Genomic DNA, 20,193 nt, shown 5'->3' on the forward strand with positions numbered 1-20,193 from the left:
CGATCGTCAGAGGCTGTCGAGACGGGTGATGAAGACCGCCAGCTCGCTCTGCCGACGGATCGCCAGCTTGCCATAGACCGCCTTGAGCTGGCTGCGGACCGTGCTCTCGCCGACGGCGAGTTGCTCGGCCACCTCCCGCGGCGCCGCGCCCCGGCCGACCAGCGCCGCGACCCGCGCCTCGGCCCGGGTGAGGCCGAGCTGTTCCAGCAGCGGCTCGATCGGGCGCGTGCTCGGCGCGAGCAGGTCGCGCAGGAGCAGGACCACGCCGCCGCCGAGCCCGGCGCCGGCCACCGGAAACGGATCGGCCCCGCGCAAGGGGAGCGCCTCGACATAGAGCGGGCGCCCGCCGCCCCGGCGGCGCAGGAGGATCGTGTCCTGCCGCGGCCCTATCCGCACCGGCAGAGCATCCGCCAGGAACCTGTCGAAACGCGCGCCGTCGGCGGGCTCTGCGGCCTCCGGCTCGGCACCGGTGCGCAGGGCGAGGTAGCCCGCCGCCAACCTTTCCGCCACGGGGCTGACGAGACGGACCCGGCCGCGAGCATCGAGGACGACGATGCCGGCCCGCATCCGCTCCAGGGCCGAGGTCAGCCCCTCCGCCTCGCGCCGCATCTCGCCGACGAGTGCCGTCAGCCGGAAGGCACGGATGACGTGCGGGCCGACGAGGCCCAGCCGCTCGATCTCGGCGCCCTCGAACGGCCCCTTGCGCACATCGCGCGGGGCGCTGAACGACAGGGTGTGGCGGTCCATCGGATCGGCCCCGACATAGGCGCAGAGGTTGCCGAGGCGGTGCCGGTCGATGAAGTGTTGAAAGAACGGATCGGCGCGCTTCTCCTCCGCCGTGAGGTACATCTCATCGACCGTGACCGTGCCCGGCCGCATGATGCCGCGCTCCCGGCCGAGGCGGATGCGCGTGTCGTGCTGCCACCAGCCGCCGACGCCGTAATCGAGATTCACGTCGGCGATCCGCTCGGAGGCCAGCGTCTGCGCCGTGCGCGCGGGATCGTGCGAGACGATCACCGCACCGCGGGCCCCGACCGCATCGGCGATCCCGTCGAGCGCGTCAGACCACGTCTCGGGTTCGACGGCCGCCGCGTAACACGCGTCGATCAAGGCGAGAGGATCGAAACCGGGCATCGACCGACATGAGAGATGTCGACCCGATTCCCTCAGGTCGGCGCCTCCGGACCCTCGTTGTGATGCGCCTTCCTTGGCCGAACTGGCAACCACTTCGACGGAAGGCGCTCCGGGTGGAACGGACCCGGATCTGAAGCATATTTCAAGACAAGCGACGATTGCCGTTGAGCCACAGTTCAAGATCTTGAGGCTTCGCTCCTAGATTGCCTCACGACTTGCGGCGGAAATGTAACGCTCACGCACGAATACCGGTGCGAAGCCCGGATCGCCCCGCCGAGCCCCGAGAGGCCGGGCCGGAGCGCCGACCCGACCGATCCGTCCCGTCAGCCCTCGATGCGCGAGAAGTCGGCCACCTCGCGGGTGGCCGCGCGCAGCGCGTTGAGGAGCAGCAGCCGGTTCTGGCGCAGAGCCGGGTCGTCGGCGTTGACGGTGACCTTTTCGAAGAAGGCGTCCACCGGCGCCCGCAGCCGCGAGAGCGCCCGCATCGCCCCGGCGAAATCCTCGGCCGCCACCGCCGCGGAGGCCTCGTGGCGGGCCGCCGCCAGCGCCTCGCCGAGCGCCCGCTCCTCCGGCTCGCCGGAGGCGGCCAGCGCCGCATCGGGAGCCTCGTCGTAGGCGCGGCCGTCCTTCTTCTCCTCGATGCGCAGGATGTTGGCCGCGCGCTTGAAGCCGGCGAGCAGGTTCTTCCCGTCATCCGTGCTGAGGAACGCGCCCAACGCCTCGACACGGCGGACGACGAGCAGGAGGTCGTCCTGGCCGGGCAGGGCGAACACCGCGTCGATCAGGTCGTGCCGAGCGCCCTGGTCGCGCAGGTAGACCTTGAGGCGGTCGGCGAAGAAGGCGAGGAGGTCCGCGGTGCGGGCGGACCCCTCGGTTGCGAAGCGACCCGCCAGAAGGGATGCCAGCGACAGACGCAGCGATCGCTCGATCACGGCGCGGATCACACCGAGGGCCGCCCGCCGCAGCGCATACGGATCCTTGCTCCCCGTCGGCTTCTCGTCGATCGCCCAAAAACCCACCAGCGTATCGAGCTTGTCGGCCAAAGCCACGGCGATGGAGACCAGGTCGGTCGGCACGCGATCGCTCGGGCCCACCGGCTTGTAGTGCTCCTCGATGGCCGCGGCGACGCTGTCGTGCTCGCCCTGGAGCGCCGCATACTTGCGGCCCATCAGGCCCTGCAATTCCGGAAATTCGCCGACCATCTCGGTGACGAGGTCGGCCTTGGCGAGCCGGGCCGCGCGCTCGGCAAGCGCCGGGTCGGCCCCCACCAGCCGTGCGATTTCCTGTGCCAGCGCGGCGATGCGGGCGACGCGCTCACCCTGCGTGCCGAGCTTCTCGTGGAAGACGATCGAATCGAGCTTGGGGAGGCGGTCCTCGAGCTTCGTCGCCTTGTCGGTCTCCCAGAAGAAGCGTGCGTCCGAGAGCCGGGCCCGCACCACGCGCTCGTTGCCGGCGGTGATCGCCGCGCCGCCATCGGAGGCGATGAGGTTCGAGACCAGCACGAAGGCCGGCGCCAGCTCGTCCGAGCCGGACTTGCGCAGCACGAAGCACTTCTGGTTGGCGCGGATCGTCGCCCGGATCGCCTCGGCCGGGATCTCCAGGAAGCGCTCCTCGAACGAGCCCATCAGCACCACCGGCCGCTCCACCAGCCCGGCCACCTCCTCCAGCAGGCCCTCGTCCTCCACGAGGTCGAGGCCGCGGGCGAAGGCGAGATCCCTGGCGTCGTGCAGGATGATGTCCTTGCGCCGGTCGGCGTCGAGGATCACGTCGGCGCGCTCCAGCGCCTGGACGTAGTCGTCGAAGCGGCGCACCTCGAACGGCGCGGGCGCGAGGAAGCGGTGGCCGCTCGTGACCGTGCCCGCAGTGATGCCGTCGACCGAGAACGGCACGACCTCCGGCGTCTCGGTCTCGGGGCCGAAGGTGGCGACGATCGATTGCAGCGGGCGTACCCAGCGCAGGGAGCCGGGCTGGGCCGAGGCCGCGCCCCAGCGCATCGATTTCGGCCAGGGGAAGCTCTTGATGATACCCGGCAGGATCTCGGCCAGCACGTCCAGCGTCTCGCGGCCGGGCCGCTCGATCACCGCGAGATAGAACTCGCCCTTCTTCGGATCGGTCACCGTGGTGGCCTGATCGAGGCTCGCGAGCCCCGCGCTCTTCAGGAAGCCCTGCACGGCGGCTTCCGGCGCGCCGACGCGGGGGCCGCGCCGCTCCTCGCGCACGGCCTCGCCGCGCGGGGGAAGCCCGGCGACGTGCAGCGCCAGCCGCCGCGGCGTCGCGAAGGCCTTGGCGCCCTCGTAGAGGAAACCGCGCTCGACCAGCGCGTCGGTGACGAGCTTCTTCAGATCCTCGGCCGCACGCCGCTGCATGCGCGCGGGGATCTCTTCGGAGCGGAGTTCGAGCAGAAGGTCAGGCATGCGCGCGGGAATAGCCGCCCGCTCGGGCCGCGTCGAGACGGGAGATTGCCCCCATCCGTCACCGCCGCCCCATCGTCATCGCGCGGGTCGGCGAAGCAGCCCAGGGACGCGGTTTCTCCGGATCGATTCGGCGTCGCCTCGCGATGACGGTCCCGTCACCCGATCCGTCCGCCCCCCCTCCGCCGCACCGCCACGACGGACGGTCGCGGCGGCAGATCGGGCGAAAAATCCGGCCAGCGGGTCGAGGGCTTTTCGTAGGAGCCGAGGGCGCCCTCCTCGTCGGGCTCGCCGGGATGCTGGACGGCGACGAAGAAGGTCGCGTCGTCGGGGGTGAAGCAGGGGCCGCACATCTCGGCGCCCACCGGCACCCGCAGGAAGTGGCGCGCAGTGCCCCGGCGCGGGCCGTCCGTTTCCACCGCCCAGATGCCGTCGGCCCGGCCGGTGGCGCGGCGGTTGTTGCCGTCGGTGGCGATCCAGAGGCGGCCGCGCCCGTCGACGGTGCAGTTGTCGGGCATGCCGAACCACCCGTTCTTGGTGGTGAGCGCGGAAAAGCTCGCCTTCACCTCGGGCTTGGCCGGGTCGCCGCAGCGCACCAGCACCTCCCAGCGGAAGGTCTCGGCCGCATGGTCGGTGCCGTCGGGGACGATCTCGATGACGTGGCCGAAGGCGTTGGGGCCGCGCGGGTTGGCGGGCTCCTCTTGATCGGCGGTGCGCTTCCCGTTGTTGGTCAGCATCACGTAGACGCGGCCGGTGCGCGGGTTCGCCTCGATATCCTCGGGCCGGTCCATCGGCGTGGCGCCGAGCCTCTTGGCAGCGCGGCGGGTCTCGATCAGCACGTCGGCCTGGCTGGCGAAACCGTTGCCCGCATCGAGCCCGTTCACGCCGTGCACCAGCGCCAGCCAGCGACCGGTGCCATCGGGCGCGAACCGGGCCACGCTGAGCGTGCCGGAATCGAGAAGGTCGGCATTGTCCGCGCGCTCGGTCTGCACCCGGCCCTCGCTGACGAAGCGGTAGACGTGCTGAAAGCGCTCGTCGTCGCCGAGATAGACGACGTAGCGCCCGTCGAGCGAACGCGCACCCGCCGCACCCTCATGCTTGAACCGGCCGAGCGCCGTACGCTTCTTCGGGGTCGAGGACGGATCGAAGGGATCGATCTCGACCACCCAGCCGAACCGGTTCGGCTCGTTGGGCGCCTGCGCGAGATCGAAGCGCGGATGGAAGCGGCTCCAGGCATATTGCGGGCTGCCCAGGCCGATCGCCTTCGCATTGCCGGCCTCCGCATGTCCGGCGGGGAGAACTCCGGAGAAGTAGTAGTTGATGTTCTCCTCGCCCGAGAGCCACGTGCCCCAGGGCGTGACACCGCCGGAGCAGTTGTTGATCATGCCGAGCACGCGCCGGCCGCTCGGGTCGGCCTCGGTCATGAGGCGGGGATGACCCGCCGCCGGACCGGTCAGGGCGATCGGCGTCTCCGCCGTGATGCGCCGCGTGTAGGGCGAGCCGATCACCGGGCGCCAGCCTTCCGCCTCGCAGGCGATCTCGACCACCGAGCCGCCATGGGCGGCCATTTCGACCGCAACCTGTTCCGGGCTCAGGGCGGCGATCACGCCCTTGCGGTCGGCAGCCCCGAGGCCGGGAAACATCAGCTCGGCATTGGTGTATTCGTGGTTGACCACGAGCAGGCCACGCTGGCCCGCCGCGTCGAGCGGGATGAAGCCGACGAAGTCGTTGTTGTAGCCGAATTGACGCTCCTGCCCCCGCGCGCTCTGCTTGCGCGGATCGAAGTCCGGCGCATCGGGAAACAGCGGGTCGCCCCAGCGCAGCAGGGGCCTGGCCTCGTAGCCCTCGGCCACGTGCAGATGCTCATCGACGCCGACGGTGAGTTCGGGGAAGTCGAAGGCAGAGACATCGGCAGCGACAGCCTGCGGCGCCATTCCCGCGGCGAGTGCGGCGGCCAGCGAGCCGCGCATCAGGTCGCGCCGGGAGAAGCGCTGCGCGATCACCGCATCGAGGGTCGGAGCGTCGGGCGTGTCGGACATCGGGCGCGTCTCATCCACCTTCGTGAGGCGGCGCGCCTACGCCCGTCCGATGTCGCTGCGATGACGGGAGGGTTCGGTGCGCGGCGGCGCGCTCAAGCATCGTCTTTTTTCCGAAAGCCGGAAACCACCTTTCGGGACGATGCTCTATGGCAGCGGCGCCGACAGGATGGCGACGAGATCCCAGGTCTCGCCCTTCAGCGAGCGAACGTTGGCGATCCTCCACGCGCCGGCCTCGCGCACGAGGTTGTAGCGCAGTTCCTGCGGCCCGCCGTTGCGGAAGGTCGCCCGCACCTCGGCCCGGTCGCCTTCGTTCGAAAGCGAGGCGAGCGCCAGCGACTTGGCAAAACCCGGCTCGGTGTCCTGGCCGTTGACGTGAAAGGCGAAACCGAGCCGCCCGACCTCGCCCTTGGCCTCGCGCTGGTCGCGCTCGTAGAGCGCGCGCAGGGATTTGGCGTAGAAGCGCACCGCGTTGATGTCGTCCGCCGCATAGAAGGCCCGCACCGTCTCCACCGGGTCGGTCGCGGATTGCGCGAAGGCGGGACCGGCGAGCAGCCCAAGGGCTAGGGCCAGGACGGCGCGGCGCTGCATCGTTCAGGCCGCCGCCCGGTCACCGGAATGGCCGCCGGCCTCGGTCTTCAGCCATGCGGCGCCGCAGGCCTTGGCCAGCTCGCGCACGCGCAGAATGTAGCTCTGACGCTCGGTGACCGAGATCACGCCGCGGGCGTCGAGCAGGTTGAAGACGTGGCTCGCCTTGATGCACTGGTCGTAGGCCGGCTGCACGATGCGGTGGTGCGCGCCCTCGCTCTCGGGGGCGCCGGCTTCGAGGTAGAGGCGGCAGGCCTTCTCCGCGTCGGCGAAGTGGCGGAACAGCATCGCCGTGTCCGCGGCCTCGAAGTTGTGCCGCGAATATTCCTGCTCGGCCTGAAGGAAGACGTCGCCGTAGGTGACCTTCTCGTCACCCTCGCCGCCGTTGAAATTGAGATCGTAGACGTTCTCGACGCCCTGCACGTACATCGCGAGGCGTTCCAGGCCGTAGGTCAGCTCGCCGGCGACCGGCGCGCATTCGAAGCCTGCGACCTGCTGGAAGTAGGTGAACTGACTCACCTCCATCCCGTCGCACCAGCACTCCCAGCCCAGCCCCCAGGCGCCGAGCGTCGGGCTCTCCCAATCGTCCTCGACGAAGCGGATGTCGTGGAGCTTGAGATCGACGCCGATCGCCTCCAGCGAGGCAAGGTAGAGCTCTTGAAGGTTCGGCGGGTTCGGCTTCAGGATCACCTGAAACTGGTAGTAGTGCTGCAGCCGGTTCGGGTTCTCGCCGTAGCGCCCATCCTTCGGCCGCCGGGAGGGCTGCACATAGGCCGCCTTCCAGGGCTTCGGGCCAAGGGCCCGCAGGGTCGTGGCCGGATGGAAGGTGCCGGCGCCGACCTCCATGTCGTAGGGCTGGAGGATCACGCAACCCTTGGCCGCCCAGAAGCGCTGCAGGGTGAGGATCAGGCCCTGGAACGAGCGTGTGGGCGAAAGGTCGGCGTCGCTCGGCATGGATGGTCCGACAGGAGGGAAGTTGCCGGACCGTTTAAGAGCGGGGGGCGGGGTGTCAAGCAAGCTGCTGCCGACTCCGCCCCCGTAATCCTCTTAGGCCCGGGGGGCGGAGCGGGTGAAGTTCCGCTTGGCCGTCCGGTCCTTCGGCACGGCCTGGATCGCCGGCTTGTCCGCCAGCAACTGCTTCACGCGGTCGTTGAAGTCGGTCGCTGACACGGGGCGTGCGCCCCCCTTATCCGAAGAATAAGCCATATCGGTCTCCGCAAAACGCCCAAAGCACGGGATTGCGCGGAGGGTCTCCTTCATATGGGACGCCGGCCGGCATTTACGAGGCCAGAGGCCGAACGGGGCCGGCGGCGATGCCCCGGTGCGCCCCGGCACATCATTTTGCAGATCGCGGTCGCATCGCGGGAACGGCAAAGGTTTCTGCCAAGTTAAGCCCCCAAATGAACAGCCACGCTCCCGCCCTCGCGGTGAGCGGTTAACACTTTCGGACAGATCATGCGCACGGGTTTGACTGTTTTCGCCGCCCTCGTCGCGGCCTCGCTCGTCACCACATCGCTCATGATGGGCGCCTCGAACGCTTTCGCCACGCAGGATGGCAGCGGCATCGTCGAGAAGACGGTGGCAGTCACGCCCGTCGAGATCGCGCCGGTTGCCACCATGCCGGCCGCCGAGACCTGCGCCCGCAAGGTCCGGGTGGTCTATTCCGGCTATGCCGCCCCGGCCGGCTGCGCGCGCTGAGCTGAAAACGGCTCAGGGGTGGGCGAGGCATCGCGCCCGCAATCCCGCCAGGATCCGCTCGAACACGTCCGGCCGGTCGAGGGCGCGGGCCAGCACCACCGCCCCCTGGATGCCGCCGACGGCCTCTTCGGCGAGCATGCCGGCCGACGCCGAGGAATGTCCCGCTCGTTCCAGCGCCTCGGCAAGGGCTTCGACCCAACGGGCGAAGTAGTCTCTGAGACGGCCCGCGAAACGGTCGCGGGCATCGCTCAGGCTCAGGGCCCCGACGAGGCAGACCCGGCGGCCGGAGCGGAAATAGTCGGCGACCGTCGCAAACATTGCCGCCACGGCCGCCGCGGGGTCTTCCGCCTCCCGCAGGAGGCGGAAGACGTTGGCCTCGAACCAGCCGTCGATCTCGGCGAGCACGGCGCCTGCCATCTCCTCCTTCCCGCCGGGAAAGAAGTGGTAGAGGCTGCCCTTGCCGAGACCCGTCGCCTTCGAGATCAGCGACAGGCTCGCGCCCTCGTAGCCGTGCTCGCGAAAGACCTCCGCGAGCATCGGCAGCACGTCGGACCGTTCGGCGACGGTACGGGCCACGCCCTACAGCCCCAGATCGCTCAAGGACGGGTGGTCGTCGGGGCGGCGGCCGAGCGGCCAGTGATACTTCCGGTCAGCTTCCGTGATCGGCAGATCGTTGATGGAGGCGATCCGGCGACGCATCAGGCCCGCCTCGTCGAACTCCCAGTTCTCGTTGCCATAGGAACGGAACCATTGGCCGCTGTCGTCGCGCCACTCATAGGCGAAGCGCACGGCGATCCGGTTGCCCTGATGCGCCCAGACTTCCTTGATCAACCGGTACTCCAACTCACGCGCCCACTTGCGGCGCAGGAACGCGGCGATTTCCTCGCGCCCCTTCACGAACTCCGCGCGGTTCCGCCAGACGCTATCGGTGGTGTAGGCGAGGGCGACGCGCTCCGGGTCGCGGCTGTTCCAGGCGTCCTCCGCCATGCGCGCCTTCTGCGCAGCGGTCTCGTCGGTGAAGGGCGGAAGCGGGGGGCGCGACATGGCGGACCTTTCTTGACTGATAGGTACGACTTGAACCGATCGGTACAATAATCTGCATTCGCTGACAAGCCTTGGCCCAAGGGCACGCCACGGCCTCTGTTGCCAACCCCGACCAGAGCCGACTTCAGGCGCCTCCAAACAGACAAATCGGATCAAAAAGCCAGTCCATCCACCACTGCGCAGGACTATAACAGATTAGTTACGAGCTTCCGGCCATAATATCGGCGAGACCACTGCACACTCGGGACCCGCATGTTCGGAGCACTCCGCCTCTTTCTGGCTATCACGGTAATCCTGAGCCACTTCGCCGGAGACGTGTACTATAAGCATTTCGGCTACTATGCCGTCCGCGTCTTCTTCATTCTGTCCGGTTTTGCCATCACGGCCGCGTTGAATGAGGTCTACGCCTTCGACTTGAAGCGATTCTGGGCGAACCGCGCGCTGCGTCTGCTGCCGCTCTACTATCTGGTCCTGATGGCGACGCTCGCCACCATTCTGGTCCTGCCGATCGAGACGGCCCGGTTCACGAGCGACTGGGCGGCCCCGAACCTCAACGAACTGTGGCTCAATCTCGCCCTGCTGCCGATGATGAATTGGGCTCACGCGTTCCGCGTCGTCATGCCGGCGTGGTCCATCGCGGTCGAAATCCTGATGTACATCTACCTCGCGCTCGGATGCGCGCGCCGGAAATCCTACGCCGCCCTGATGTTCGCAGCCGCAGTCGCATTCCATACCCTGAGCTTCCTCGATGAAAGCGGCTGGGACATCCGCTACTTCAGTCCGCATTCCGCGGCCCTGGGCTTCTCGATCGGTGCCCTGATCTACTTCCAGCGCAGGGAAAACCGGCTGAGGGTCCCGCCCCGGGCGATCCTTCCCCTGCTGCTGCTGTGGCTGGCCAACACGGTCGGCGGCGGCTGGATTCTCTCCGACGACTACGCCCGACTCGAAGGGTTCTATCTCAACAGCATCATCGGCGCCGCTCTCATTGCCGCCCTCGCGGACTGGCGCCCGGCGGCGGTGTTGCAGGCCCTGGACCGATATCTGGGTGAGTTGGCCTACCCCGCCTTCCTGTCCCATTGGCTGGTCGGCTTCGCCGTGGCACTGGCCTTCTTCGGGACCGACGCGCGGGGAACCGGCTTCGCGCTCGCCGCGATCCTCGCCTCGCTGGTGGTCGCCACCTTCATGGCGGCCTTGAACGAGCGCTGGGTCGAGCCCCTGCGCCGAAAGATTCGGCGAGGAGAGAAGGTCACCCAATCACCTTTACCCGATACTCGGGACCTCGGCGCAGCCGGGGCGTAGAAGCACCACCCCGGCGGGCGGTCGTCCGGGACAGACCGGCGGGATCGTTCGCTTAAAGGCCCAATCGCGCCCAGGCGGCACGCTCCTCCACCGCCGCGATCAGCGCATCGGGGAGTCCGGCGGCCGTCTGGCCCGGACCGGCGCGGCGGAGCAGGCGGGCGAGCCAGGAACCGCGATTCTCGGCCACGAGCCGCAGGTCGACCTTCTCGCCGTAGCGGGCGCGCAGGGTGCCGCGCAGGTCGCCGAGCGCATCGACGAGGCCGAGATCGAGCGCCTGCCGCCCGGTCCAGACCGCGCCGGTGAACAGATCGCGGCTGGCGTCGAGCATCGGCCGGCGCTCGCGTACGAGGCCGGAGAACAGGGCCTGCACGTCGGCCTGGATCTCCTTCAGCCGGGCGATGTCCTGCGGGTTTTCCGGGCGGAACGGGTCGAGCATCGCCTTCGCCTCGCCCTGGGTGTGGACGCGGCGATCGATGCCGATGCGCTCGATCAGCCGGTCGAAACCGAAACCGGCCGAGACCACGCCGATGGAGCCGACGAGCGAGGCGGGATCGGCGACGATCTCGTCGGCGGCGCAGGCGATCATGTAGCCGCCGGAGGCCGCGGCATCCTCCACGAAGGCGAAGACCTTGATCTCCTTCTCCACCGCCAGCGCCCGGATGCGCCGGTAGATCAGGTGCGACTGCACCGGCGATCCGCCGGGGGAATTGATGACGAGCGCCACCGCCGACAGGCCCGGCATGGTGAAGGCACGCTCCAGGCTCGGCGCCACCGTGCCGATGGAAAGGCCCGGCCGGATCGGCGAGACGGCACCGATCGCCCCGCTCAGACGCACCACGGCGACCCGCGCCGGGGTCTCACGGAAGCGGCGGGGCAGGAGGCGGCGCATCCAGGTCGGGACGGTCAGCGGCATGGCGGCCTTATTTTTCAGAACGCGCAGGTGCGCAGCTTCCTAAAACGCATTCCGACGAAGGGGTCACCGGCTCATCGAAAGAATGCACGTCAAAACAAGGGGCCGGAGACACCGACCCGATGCAATGGGGTCGGATACGGCTCCATGGGGCAGGTTCGTTCTCCGTTAGCAGGACGCCGCCGGCCGATCCATTGCGGCGGGCGCCCGCTTCGGCCGCGATCCGGCTTCACGGCGCCGGCCAGGGGTCACCTCGATGCAGCGCCTCGGCTTCCGGCGTGAAGCGCCCGGCCTCGTCCTGAAGCACCAGGGGCGGCAGCAGGCGAAACGGGGCGCGGCTGCCCTTCACCGCCGCGATCAGCACGCGGATCGCCGGTCGATCGGCCCGCCCATGAATTGGGCGGACGGCGCAATCGCCGAAGCGCCCGCGCAGGGCGTCGAGGCAGGCGGGCAGGGCATCCGCCCGGTGAATCAGGCCGAGCCGTCCGCCGGGGCGCAGCAGGTCGGCGCAGGTTCTCAGCCACAGATCGAGTCCGCCAGCCACGAAGCTGTGTGCCGAGGCTTTTTGCGGGACGAGGGAGGGGCGGTGTGCGCCCTCCTCGAAGAAGGGTGGGTTGGTCAGCACGATGTCGGCGCTGTCCGGCTCCAGGCCCGCCGCCCGGCGCTGCGCCCCCGGCGCGAGGATATCCGCCTCGATCACCGCGACACGCGCGTCGAGCCCGTTCGCCGAGGCATTTTGCCGGGCGAGGGCGACGAGTACGGGATCACGCTCGACCAGCACCACGCGGCCCGCCTCGGAGAGAAGTGCTGCTGCCAGCCCGACCGCGCCGGTCGCCGCGCCGAGGTCGTAGAGCGTGGCGCCCGGCGCGGGAGCCAGAAGGCGGGCGAGCAGCACCGCGTCTGTGCCGGCGCGGTGGGCGCCGCGGGGCGGCTGGCGCAGCCTCAGGCGACCGCCGAGGAAGGCATCCGGCTCGGCGCTCACGAGTGGCTCACTCAGGGCGCGTCGCGCAGTTCGGCGGACAAGCCGGCATCGATCAGGATGCGGCGGGCCTGCGGCGCATGGTCGTCGGGCACCAGCAGGCGCCGGCCGAACATGCCGATCGATCCTTCCAGCGCGCTCATATGCTCGTCGGCGACGAAGAGCGGGACGCCCGCCTCTTCCAAAAGCGAACGCGCGAAGCCGATCAGGACGATGTCGTTGCTGCGGATCAGTTCCTTCACGGCATCGTCATCCTTTGCCGAAACCCCGCGGGGGGATCGCGCGGCCTCCCGGCTCGTAACATTGTCCACGCCCTGGCGCAGCCGTGCAGCCGTGCGGCACGACCGCGTGTTGCCCTGCCGCCGGCCCCGTGCGACAGGGGCAGCCGCGGGGCAGGGGTTCCGGCAGGATGCCGGTCGAGAGTTTTTCCGGAGGCATCGCGCTTTGGGCGTCGTCGTTACCCTCGATGAAGGCCGCTCCGATCCGGAGGCCAGCCTCACCGATCTCGTGAGCCTCGTCGCGGCCGGGATGGAGCGGGTGAACGCGACCATCCTGTCGCGCACCGGCTCCGATGTGGCGATGATCCCCGAGGTCGCCAACCACCTTATCGCGTCCGGCGGCAAGCGCCTGCGCCCGATCCTGACGCTCGCCTGCGCCGACTTGTGCCGCTACGGCAGCGGTGACGGCGCGGTGAAGCTCGCCGCCGCGGTCGAGTTCATGCACACCGCGACCCTCCTCCACGACGATGTGGTGGACGAGAGCGACATGCGCCGCGGGCGCGTCGCCGCCCGCATCAAGTGGGGCAACGAGGCGAGCGTGCTCGTCGGCGACTTCCTGCTCGGCCAAGCCTTCCGCATGATGGTCGAGGTCGGGAGCCTGCGCGCTCTCGACATCCTGTCGGCGGCGGCGACCGTCATCGCCGAGGGCGAGGTGATGCAGCTCACCGCCGCCAAGAACATCGAGACGAGCGAGGACGCGTATCTCGCCGTGATCCGCGGCAAGACCGCGGAGCTGTTCGCGGCGGCCTGCGAAGTCGGCCCGGTGCTTGCCGGACGGCCGGAATCCGAGCAGGCGGCCTGCCGCGCCTACGGCATGAACCTTGGCATCGCGTTCCAGCTCATCGACGATGTGCTCGATTACGGCGGCACCAGCGCGGCCCTGGGCAAGAATGTCGGCGACGATTTCCGCGAGGGCAAGATCACCCTGCCGATCGTGCTGGCGCTCCGCCGCGGATCGGACGAGGAGCGCGCCTTCTGGCGCCGCACCCTCGAACGCGAGGATCGGGCGGAGGGCGATCTCCAGCAGGCCCTCGCCATCCTGAGCCACCATCGCGCCCTGGACGACACGATCGCGCGGGCGCGCCACTACGGCGATCAGGCCCGCGCGGCGCTGGAGCCTTTCCCGCAGGGGCCGATAAAGGCCGCCCTGCTGCAGGTGGTCGATTTCTGCATCGCCCGGGCGCACTGAGCGCCCCTAGCCGACGGATCAGGCGAGCCGCGTCGGCTCGACCCACCAATCCGGCCGCGCCGCGCGGATCGCTCCGGCCGCCGCTTCCGCCGCCCCGTCGTCGGAAAAAATCGCGAACACGGTGGCCCCGGAGCCCGACATCCGCGCAAGCCGGCACCCGGCCCGAGCCCGCAGCAACGCCAGGGCCTCGCCGATCACGGGGGCGACGCTAAGGGCCGGCGCTTCGAGATCGTTGCGGGCCGGCGCGATGGCGCCGAGCACGGCGTCCGCATCGAGGCCAGACCGGACGACCGGATGCTCCGCCCCGTCGAGCCGCTGACCGACCGCGAGGCCGAGTGCCTTGAAGACCGGCGCGGTCGCGACCGGCACGCCGGGATTGACCAGCACCGCCGGCAGCGATGCGAGGCCGAGCACCGGCCCGATCTCCTCACCCGCTCCGCGCATCATCCGCCCCCGCGGATCGAGGCAGACCGGCACGTCGGCGCCGGTCGCCCGGGCCGCGGCGATCACGGCCGGGTGGTCGAGGGAAAGCCCATTCGACTCCGCGAGCAACCGCAGGGCGGCGGCGGCATCCGACGATCCGCCGCCGATCCCGGCCGCGACGGGGAGTTGCTTGTGGAGGCGGAACGCACCGAGCCTCAGGCCGCCCACGCCCGCGGCGAGGTGGCGGGCGGCGCGCAGGACGAGGTTGTCGTCGAGCGGTCCGGCCGGCCCGGCGGTGGGGCCGGAGATATCCAGCGACAGATCAGGACCCGGCACCAGCTCCAGCGTGTCGGCCACATCGGCGAAGGCCACGAGGCTCTCCAGCGCATGGTAGCCGTCGCCGGGCCGGCGGCCGAGGATGTGCAGGGTCAGGTTGATCTTGGCCGGAGCGCGGGTGGTGAGGACGGACACAGGAGCTCTCGGCCGATGAGGCAGGGGACGGGCACTGCCATAGGGGGAGCCTTCCCGACGAGCAAGGCGGTTGGCACCGGCCCGCAGCAGCCAACGGGCTGACGGTCGCGCGCCCGTCTTTCGGGGCGATGTTCTAGAAATCGCATTGGATGCGCATGCGGATCTGACCTGCATCGTGGCGACTGGCCGTCACGAACGGCAGACCGTTCACGAGGATCGGGTAGGTCGCATCCGGAACGCGCCCACTCTGGACCGAAGTACCGATATACGTGCCCTCAATGCCGATCTCGAGGTCCCGGACCGGCGACCAGATCAGACTTACGCCGGCGATCACCTGATCCGTGTCGCGAAGCACGGGACTAAGGCTGAAGGCAACCGGATTGGCGAAAGCATTGGGCGGGGCGGCGTTGCCAACCAAATCATTCAGCATGCTGAAGTTTTCGCGCGTTCCGCGCTTGTAGTCGAGCGCACCGTAGCTGCCGAAGAAGGCCGAGCGCCATTCCGGCGACCAGTAATGGAGAAAGGAGCTGACCACGGTGAAGCTCGTCGACAAATCGAGCTTGCCGGTCATCGGGTTGACCACGGCATCCGAGACGAATTGCTGGACGGAAGCACCCTGAATCGGGGTCAGATTGCTTGCGTAGCTGCCCGAGAAAAACGTGAACCCGGTGTAGTTCATGGCTCCCTCGGCATAGGCCGCCTGAAGGTAGATGCCATCGCCCGGCGCGATCATCGGCAGGTTCAGCTTGACGCCGGCTTGCACCGCCCAGCCGTAATCCGTCTGCGCGCCGGACGTGACACCCCGCGCCGCCAGGAGTGCGGCCGCCGTTTCAGTCGCGATGGTGGTGCCGGCCGGGCCGAGTGCCGGGGTGGCGATGAAGCCGCCCACATTGATGTTCGCGACGGCGGAGGAGAGATGGGCGGAGCCCCAGCTGTCATCGTAGTGCAGCGCCGCCACGAAGTCGGGCATGCGGGCACGCTGCACGGCGTCGAGGAAGGCGACGCCCGTGGCGTTGAAGCCAGAATCGATTGCCAGGATCACGGGTGTCGGTGCCGACGTCGGCACGACGAACTGCGAGGGCGCACCGAGCGGGGCGGCATCGGCCGCGACGGAGGCCGCATAGACCGGCTGCTTCCGAAAAAAGGGGTCTTCCATCGACAGGCTCAGGCTCAGGCCGCCGCCGATCCTCGACGTATAGGCAAGCAGGTTGGTCGAAGAGAGATTGGATCCGGTCGTGAGGCCGCTCATCTCATAATCGTGCGCGTAGAAATCGAAGAAGGAGGCAGCGTGGCCAGCGGTAATGCCGGCAAACTGGACGAAGGCCTTTTCGACGACGAAAAAATTCTGGACGCGGCCGAACGTATCCTGACCGAGGGCCGGGAAGGCATTGCCGATGCGCTGCTGCGTACCGGTGGACTGGAGGATGCCGGTGCGGCTCGCGGCTTCGACACGGAGAAAGGCCCGTAAGAGGCCGTAATCGGTTTGGCTGCGGGCATCGAGATTGAGACGCATCATCCCGCGCGCCTGGGATAGGTCCCCTTGGCTCTGCGTACGGTTGCGGTTCGGAACGAAACCTGCCTCGTAGCGCGCCCGGCCGGAGAAGCGGACGCACGTCTCCGTACCGGGAATGAAGAAGAATCCGGCACCGTAGGCGTTGCAGGCGCGCACGTCGTCGATCGGTCTGCTGTTCCCACCGGGGTCATCCGCCGCGTGTCCGGCAGGGCCGGCGAGGAGACTGGCGCAGCAGGCCAGCAGGCCCGATTTCAACCGCGACATCGACACTCCTCTTCCGGCCACACGCGCCGGTTGGTTTGCTGATGTCGTGGCTACTACAAGTCTTGTGCCGCTCAGATCGGTGCCGAGTCGCGAAACTCGACCGGCCGCACGCTCCGCGCGGCGACATGCGTCATGTGTAGGCTGCCGACCGCGACCTCGATTCGATCGAACGGTGATGAAGAGCCAAAACGTATCGCCGGTCGGAATCGAGATCGGACCAGGAGGGTGACATCCAAATAATGAGAGCGCGAATGGATCAGTATGCGCATTTTATAGGGCATAAAAATTCTACCTAAAATATTGAAAATTGTATAAAAACTCGATTTTATCGCATTTACAGACCAAAATTGCCAGTCAATTCAACAGGAAATTACCGAATAATAATTCAACCAATTTATACTAAAAATAGCGGCCAATTGCGCCGAAAAATACTCTCGGCCGCGAATGAATTGTCGAGCATTCTCTGAGAATACCCGAGTCGTCGAAATACGGCAGGATCAAACCAACACATCCGCCTCAAGCCCCATGTCGCGCCGATGCAACAACTGATAATGGACAGCGACGGACATGGGCTTCGAACGGCGGACGCGGACGCAGAGGCACCCGAGATCCGGCCGGCGATGCCAACCTTTGCAGCAGAACCCGGCGACCGGCTCGGGCAGGAGGCACGCCCTGGGGCACCCACCCGAGCGGTGACGGCCGGTCCTCTCGAACAGACAATGCGCCACGATACGCCCGCCCGTCGTCTCGGACCCGACGTCCCGGACGACGCATGGACATCATGGGAGCCAAGAGCGTCGGTCGATCCGCTCTTTGCGCCATCACAGACGCGAACGCGCCGAACGAAGCGGCGCTCAGGATGAGCGGCGCCGAGCCCCGCCATGACCGTCAGCGGCCTCGCCACTCGACGGACTTCGAGGGCGACATCGTGCAGGGGAGGGGGGACGTGCCGCCCCTCACTTGCCCGGCTTCTTGTCCGCGGCGCCCGGCGGCTCGCTCGGGGCGGGGGCGCCCTTCGGCAATTCCGGGTTCTCCGCGTTGTGCGGCGCCGCCACCGGAGCGGGCACGGTCTGCGCCGGGTCCTGCGCGGGCGGGTTCTCGGCGGTGGCGGTCGGCTTGTCCGGCTCGGGCAGGCCGTCCTTCAGCTTGGCGTTGATCTTGGCAAGCTCGTCGGGCTCGGGGTTCAGGTCCTTGGCGTGCTGCCACTGGAACTTGCCCTCAAGTCGCCGGCCGGTGCGCCAATAGGCGTCGCCGAGGTGATCGTTGATGGTCGGGTCACCCGGCTTCAGCTCGACCGCCTTCTCCAACTCGCGCACCGCGTCGTCCCAGCGGCCGAGGCGGAAATAGGCCCAGCCGAGGCTGTCGATGATCATGCCGTCGCGCGGGGAGAGATCGACGGCCTGCTTCAGCATGGTGAAGCTGTCGTCGATGTTCATATTCCGATCGACCCAGGAATAGGCGAGGTAGTTGAGAACCTGCGCCTTGGCGTTCGGCTGGGTCGGCGGAACGAGGCTGAGCGCCTTCTTGAGGTCGGCCTCGGCCTTCTGCCACTCGCCGGCCCGCTCGTAGGCCGTGCCGCGGAAGTAGAACAGCGTCCAGTTGTTGGCCTCACGGCCGGGCTCGATCAGGTTGATCGCGCGGGTATAGGTCTCTGTCGCTTCGGTGAACTTTTTCCGCGCGCGCTGCACGTTGCCCAGCGCCGAGATGACGTCGACGTTGTCGGGGTTCGCCTTGAGGACCGTGTCGAGGTGCTGGAGCGCCTCGTCACCCCGGCCCAACTGCTCGAGGTTGAGACCGATCTGAATGTCGGCATTGAGCTTGAGCGGCGAGGAGGCCGGGATCTGCGCATAGGCCTCGTTCGAGCGCTCGACTTGCTTCATGCGGTCGAGGGCGTCGGCCAGCGTCAGCCGACCCACGGCGTGGTCGGGGGCGAGGTAGAGCGCGAGCCGCAGATAGACCACCGCCGGAAGCTCGTCGCCCTGCGTCGAGCCGGCCGAGCCGAGCCCGTACAGCACTTCCGCCGCGCCCTCCTGAGCCGAGGCGATCAGGGGGCTGAGCGGCTTGCCGGCCTTGAGCTTGTCGAGGGCGTCCACCACGAGGGGGTGGCGCGGCATCACCTTCTCGAACTCGCTGTAGGCGTCGATGGCGAGATCGGTGCGGCCGATGCCGGCCTCGAAGCGGGCATAGCCGTCGACGATGCGCAGGGTGTTGTGGTCGGCGTCGTAGGCCGCCTTCAGCTTGCGCTCGGCCTCCGCTCGGTCACCGATGACCGAGGCGATCAACCCGGCATGGTAGTCGCGGAAGACGTTGAAGTAGCGCTCGCCGCGCAGGCGGTTCAGCGTCTCGTAGGCGCGTTTGCCGTCGCCCGCGCCGGCATAGGCCCAGGCGGTCAGCAGCGTCCCGGTGAGGTCGGCGGCCGCGCCCCGGCCGCTCCGGCCGAAGCTCTGGCGGGCGGGGCCGTACTGGCCGGCCTTGAGCTGGCGCACGCCGAGGGCGAGCTGGGCGAGGCCGTTCGAGCTTTCGCGGGTGGCGAGCCGCTCGGCGGCGCGGAAGGCGTCGGTCATGGCGCCGTCGGCCAGCAGCGACACGAAGGCGCGCTCCAGCAGCTCGGCGTTGCGCGGATCGCCCTTCACCGCCTCGCGGTAGTAGCTCGCGGCGGCGGCCGTGTCCTTCGAGGCACCGGCGATGTAGGCGGAGAGGAAGTTGCCCTCGAGCGACTCCGCCGGCTCGTACTCTGAGAGCGGCGAGGATTCCCGCGGCTGCATGGCCGCGGCCGGCAGGGTGCCGAGACCGGTCGAAGCAAGCAGCAGGGTGAGCGCGGTGGCGCTCCGGCGGGCGGCGTATCCGAACATAGGCACCAGTCACGGCTCCTTCGCGGGCCCGACGGACGGAGCTTCCTCCGGCCGGTCCCGGTTTGGCGGGGGACACTGTACTCTTCCCGCCATGTCCGCAAGGCGAAAGGATGGCGCGGGGGAGGGGCTCGTTCAGGTGCCGTCGCCGAGCTCGGCGCGGGCATCCTCCACGAGTTGGGCGAGGCCGGCATCGACCTCCTCGCCGAGAAGCGCCCGCTCGGCGGCGGTCAGGTCCTTGGCCCAGGCGCCGCTGCCGAAACCCTCGCGGCATCGCACGCGCTCGGCCTCGATGAAGGCTCGGGTTTCCTCGGGCCGCTCGCGCATCGCGTGCATGAAACCGAACCATGCCGTGCGCTCCACCACCGCGAGGCGGGCCCGCAGGCCCACCGCGACGGCGCGCGCCGGATCGACCGTATCATCCTCTGTCATCGGTGCCTCCCAAAGCCTTGCCCCGCAGGGTCGTTGCCGTCCGTTGGAAGAAGCGTGCGCGGAAACGAAACCTATCGCGGCTTCCGCTGTTCGCAGCGCGTCTTCACGTAGGTGTCGGCGCCCGAGCCATGGCCCGCGCTCGCGGCCAGGACGGGGCCCTGGATCAGGCATTCCTGAAGTGTGTGGGCCGGACCGATGATCACGTCCAGAGCGGTTTCCCGCGAGCAATCGGGCATCGAAACGCTGGACGCACAGATCAAGGCGACGACGAGGATGGAATTCATGGGGGCCGGCCTCCCTGCCGGGGATGTTCTTAGCGTGATCGGAACGCGCGACGCTCCGGCGGATCTTTGGGCGGATCTTTGCGACCGGCGGGTCGGCGTCGGATGTGCGGCCCGCCGGTCGAAACCGGAGAACACCCCGAAAAGCTGCTCCGAGCCGATGCGTCACAGCAGCCCGGTCGCGTTCGACCGGGCGGGATGTCGGCACCCCGATCCGGCCGGCTGTCCGTCCCCAGTCGTTCCGGCCGATACGTCACGATCGGCAGCGCGGCTGCAGACCCCGCCAAGCCATTGACCGTTCAGGTGTTTCCCGCACCGGAAAAAGGCTGCCCCAAAAAAGTCGCAAGAGGGTCCTGTCTTCGCGGGGATCGAACAAGTCGTGACCGGCGTCGTA

Annotated in this window: 19 protein-coding genes; 3 read left to right on the forward strand and 16 right to left on the reverse strand. The window is 68.6% G+C overall.

From position 1 onward, the window contains the following. Positions 1–6: 6 nt before the first annotated feature. The 6 genes from Y590_RS14555 to Y590_RS27355 all read right to left on the reverse strand — a co-directional run bounded on the left by Y590_RS14555 (position 7) and on the right by Y590_RS27355 (position 7,339). A complete protein-coding gene (locus Y590_RS14555) occupies positions 7–1,110 on the reverse strand; it encodes a helix-turn-helix transcriptional regulator (protein ID WP_286161749.1) in 1,104 nt (367 codons plus the stop codon). 347 nt (positions 1,111–1,457) lie between these two features. Then, the gene (gene glyS / locus Y590_RS14560) at positions 1,458–3,548 is read right to left on the reverse strand and encodes a glycine--tRNA ligase subunit beta (protein ID WP_060770485.1); all 2,091 of its coding nucleotides are present in this window, start codon (positions 3,546–3,548) and stop codon (positions 1,458–1,460) included. Between the two features lie 155 nt (positions 3,549–3,703). Further along, on the reverse strand, positions 3,704–5,584 hold the full coding sequence (locus tag Y590_RS14565; protein WP_060770486.1) for a PhoX family protein: 1,881 nt from the start codon (positions 5,582–5,584) through the stop codon (positions 3,704–3,706). Between the two features lie 144 nt (positions 5,585–5,728). Further along, positions 5,729–6,172, reverse strand: a complete 444-nt coding sequence (locus Y590_RS14570; RefSeq protein WP_060770487.1) for a DUF3828 domain-containing protein — start codon at positions 6,170–6,172, stop codon at positions 5,729–5,731. Positions 6,173–6,175: 3 nt separating this feature from the next. Further along, positions 6,176–7,123, reverse strand: coding sequence for a glycine--tRNA ligase subunit alpha (locus tag Y590_RS14575; protein WP_060770488.1), 948 nt, complete (start codon positions 7,121–7,123; stop codon positions 6,176–6,178). A 93-nt stretch (positions 7,124–7,216) separates the two neighbouring features. After that, positions 7,217–7,339: a hypothetical protein gene (locus Y590_RS27355; protein ID WP_256371246.1), complete on the reverse strand. Its 123-nt coding sequence runs from the start codon at positions 7,337–7,339 to the stop codon at positions 7,217–7,219. A gap of 285 nt (positions 7,340–7,624) precedes the next feature. Between Y590_RS27355 and Y590_RS14580 the strand changes: the two genes are divergently transcribed. Further along, the gene (locus tag Y590_RS14580; protein ID WP_060770489.1) at positions 7,625–7,867 is read left to right on the forward strand and encodes a hypothetical protein; all 243 of its coding nucleotides are present in this window, start codon (positions 7,625–7,627) and stop codon (positions 7,865–7,867) included. A 12-nt stretch (positions 7,868–7,879) separates the two neighbouring features. Here the strand turns inward: Y590_RS14580 and Y590_RS14585 are convergent, their stop codons facing one another. Both Y590_RS14585 and Y590_RS14590 read right to left on the reverse strand, forming a co-directional pair. Then, positions 7,880–8,443: a TetR/AcrR family transcriptional regulator gene (locus Y590_RS14585; protein WP_060770490.1), complete on the reverse strand. Its 564-nt coding sequence runs from the start codon at positions 8,441–8,443 to the stop codon at positions 7,880–7,882. 3 nt (positions 8,444–8,446) lie between these two features. Then, positions 8,447–8,911: a nuclear transport factor 2 family protein gene (locus Y590_RS14590; protein ID WP_060770491.1), complete on the reverse strand. Its 465-nt coding sequence runs from the start codon at positions 8,909–8,911 to the stop codon at positions 8,447–8,449. Positions 8,912–9,163: 252 nt separating this feature from the next. Between Y590_RS14590 and Y590_RS14595 the strand changes: the two genes are divergently transcribed. Further along, positions 9,164–10,210: an acyltransferase family protein gene (locus tag Y590_RS14595; RefSeq protein ID WP_060770492.1), complete on the forward strand. Its 1,047-nt coding sequence runs from the start codon at positions 9,164–9,166 to the stop codon at positions 10,208–10,210. A 52-nt stretch (positions 10,211–10,262) separates the two neighbouring features. Here the strand turns inward: Y590_RS14595 and Y590_RS14600 are convergent, their stop codons facing one another. The 3 genes from Y590_RS14600 to Y590_RS14610 form a co-directional block, all read right to left on the reverse strand. Beyond that, positions 10,263–11,123, reverse strand: a complete 861-nt coding sequence (locus Y590_RS14600; protein ID WP_060770493.1) for a S49 family peptidase — start codon at positions 11,121–11,123, stop codon at positions 10,263–10,265. A gap of 226 nt (positions 11,124–11,349) precedes the next feature. After that, positions 11,350–12,102, reverse strand: a complete 753-nt coding sequence (locus Y590_RS14605; RefSeq protein WP_060770494.1) for a tRNA1(Val) (adenine(37)-N6)-methyltransferase — start codon at positions 12,100–12,102, stop codon at positions 11,350–11,352. Positions 12,103–12,113: 11 nt separating this feature from the next. Then, positions 12,114–12,341 carry a putative signal transducing protein gene (locus Y590_RS14610; RefSeq protein WP_060770495.1) on the reverse strand — a complete coding sequence of 76 codons (228 nt, stop codon included), beginning with the start codon at positions 12,339–12,341 and terminating at the stop codon, positions 12,114–12,116. Between the two features lie 202 nt (positions 12,342–12,543). Here Y590_RS14610 and Y590_RS14615 point away from each other — a divergent pair, with 202 nt between their 5' ends. Continuing rightward, positions 12,544–13,566, forward strand: a complete 1,023-nt coding sequence (locus Y590_RS14615; protein ID WP_060770496.1) for a polyprenyl synthetase family protein — start codon at positions 12,544–12,546, stop codon at positions 13,564–13,566. Positions 13,567–13,584: 18 nt separating this feature from the next. Here the strand turns inward: Y590_RS14615 and Y590_RS14620 are convergent, their stop codons facing one another. The 5 genes from Y590_RS14620 to Y590_RS14640 form a co-directional block, all read right to left on the reverse strand. Then, on the reverse strand, positions 13,585–14,460 hold the full coding sequence (locus tag Y590_RS14620; RefSeq protein WP_060770497.1) for a 4-(cytidine 5'-diphospho)-2-C-methyl-D-erythritol kinase: 876 nt from the start codon (positions 14,458–14,460) through the stop codon (positions 13,585–13,587). Positions 14,461–14,593: 133 nt separating this feature from the next. Beyond that, a complete protein-coding gene (locus tag Y590_RS14625; protein ID WP_060770498.1) occupies positions 14,594–16,237 on the reverse strand; it encodes a porin in 1,644 nt (547 codons plus the stop codon). A 956-nt stretch (positions 16,238–17,193) separates the two neighbouring features. Next, positions 17,194–19,089, reverse strand: a complete 1,896-nt coding sequence (locus Y590_RS14630) for a tetratricopeptide repeat protein (protein WP_060770499.1) — start codon at positions 19,087–19,089, stop codon at positions 17,194–17,196. Between the two features lie 132 nt (positions 19,090–19,221). After that, positions 19,222–19,518: a hypothetical protein gene (locus Y590_RS14635; protein WP_060770500.1), complete on the reverse strand. Its 297-nt coding sequence runs from the start codon at positions 19,516–19,518 to the stop codon at positions 19,222–19,224. A gap of 71 nt (positions 19,519–19,589) precedes the next feature. Continuing rightward, positions 19,590–19,802 carry a hypothetical protein gene (locus Y590_RS14640; protein WP_060770501.1) on the reverse strand — a complete coding sequence of 71 codons (213 nt, stop codon included), beginning with the start codon at positions 19,800–19,802 and terminating at the stop codon, positions 19,590–19,592. Between the last annotated feature and the right edge of the window lie 391 nt (positions 19,803–20,193).

The organism is Methylobacterium sp. AMS5 (genome assembly GCF_001542815.1).
Lineage (GTDB): Bacteria > Pseudomonadota > Alphaproteobacteria > Rhizobiales > Beijerinckiaceae > Methylobacterium.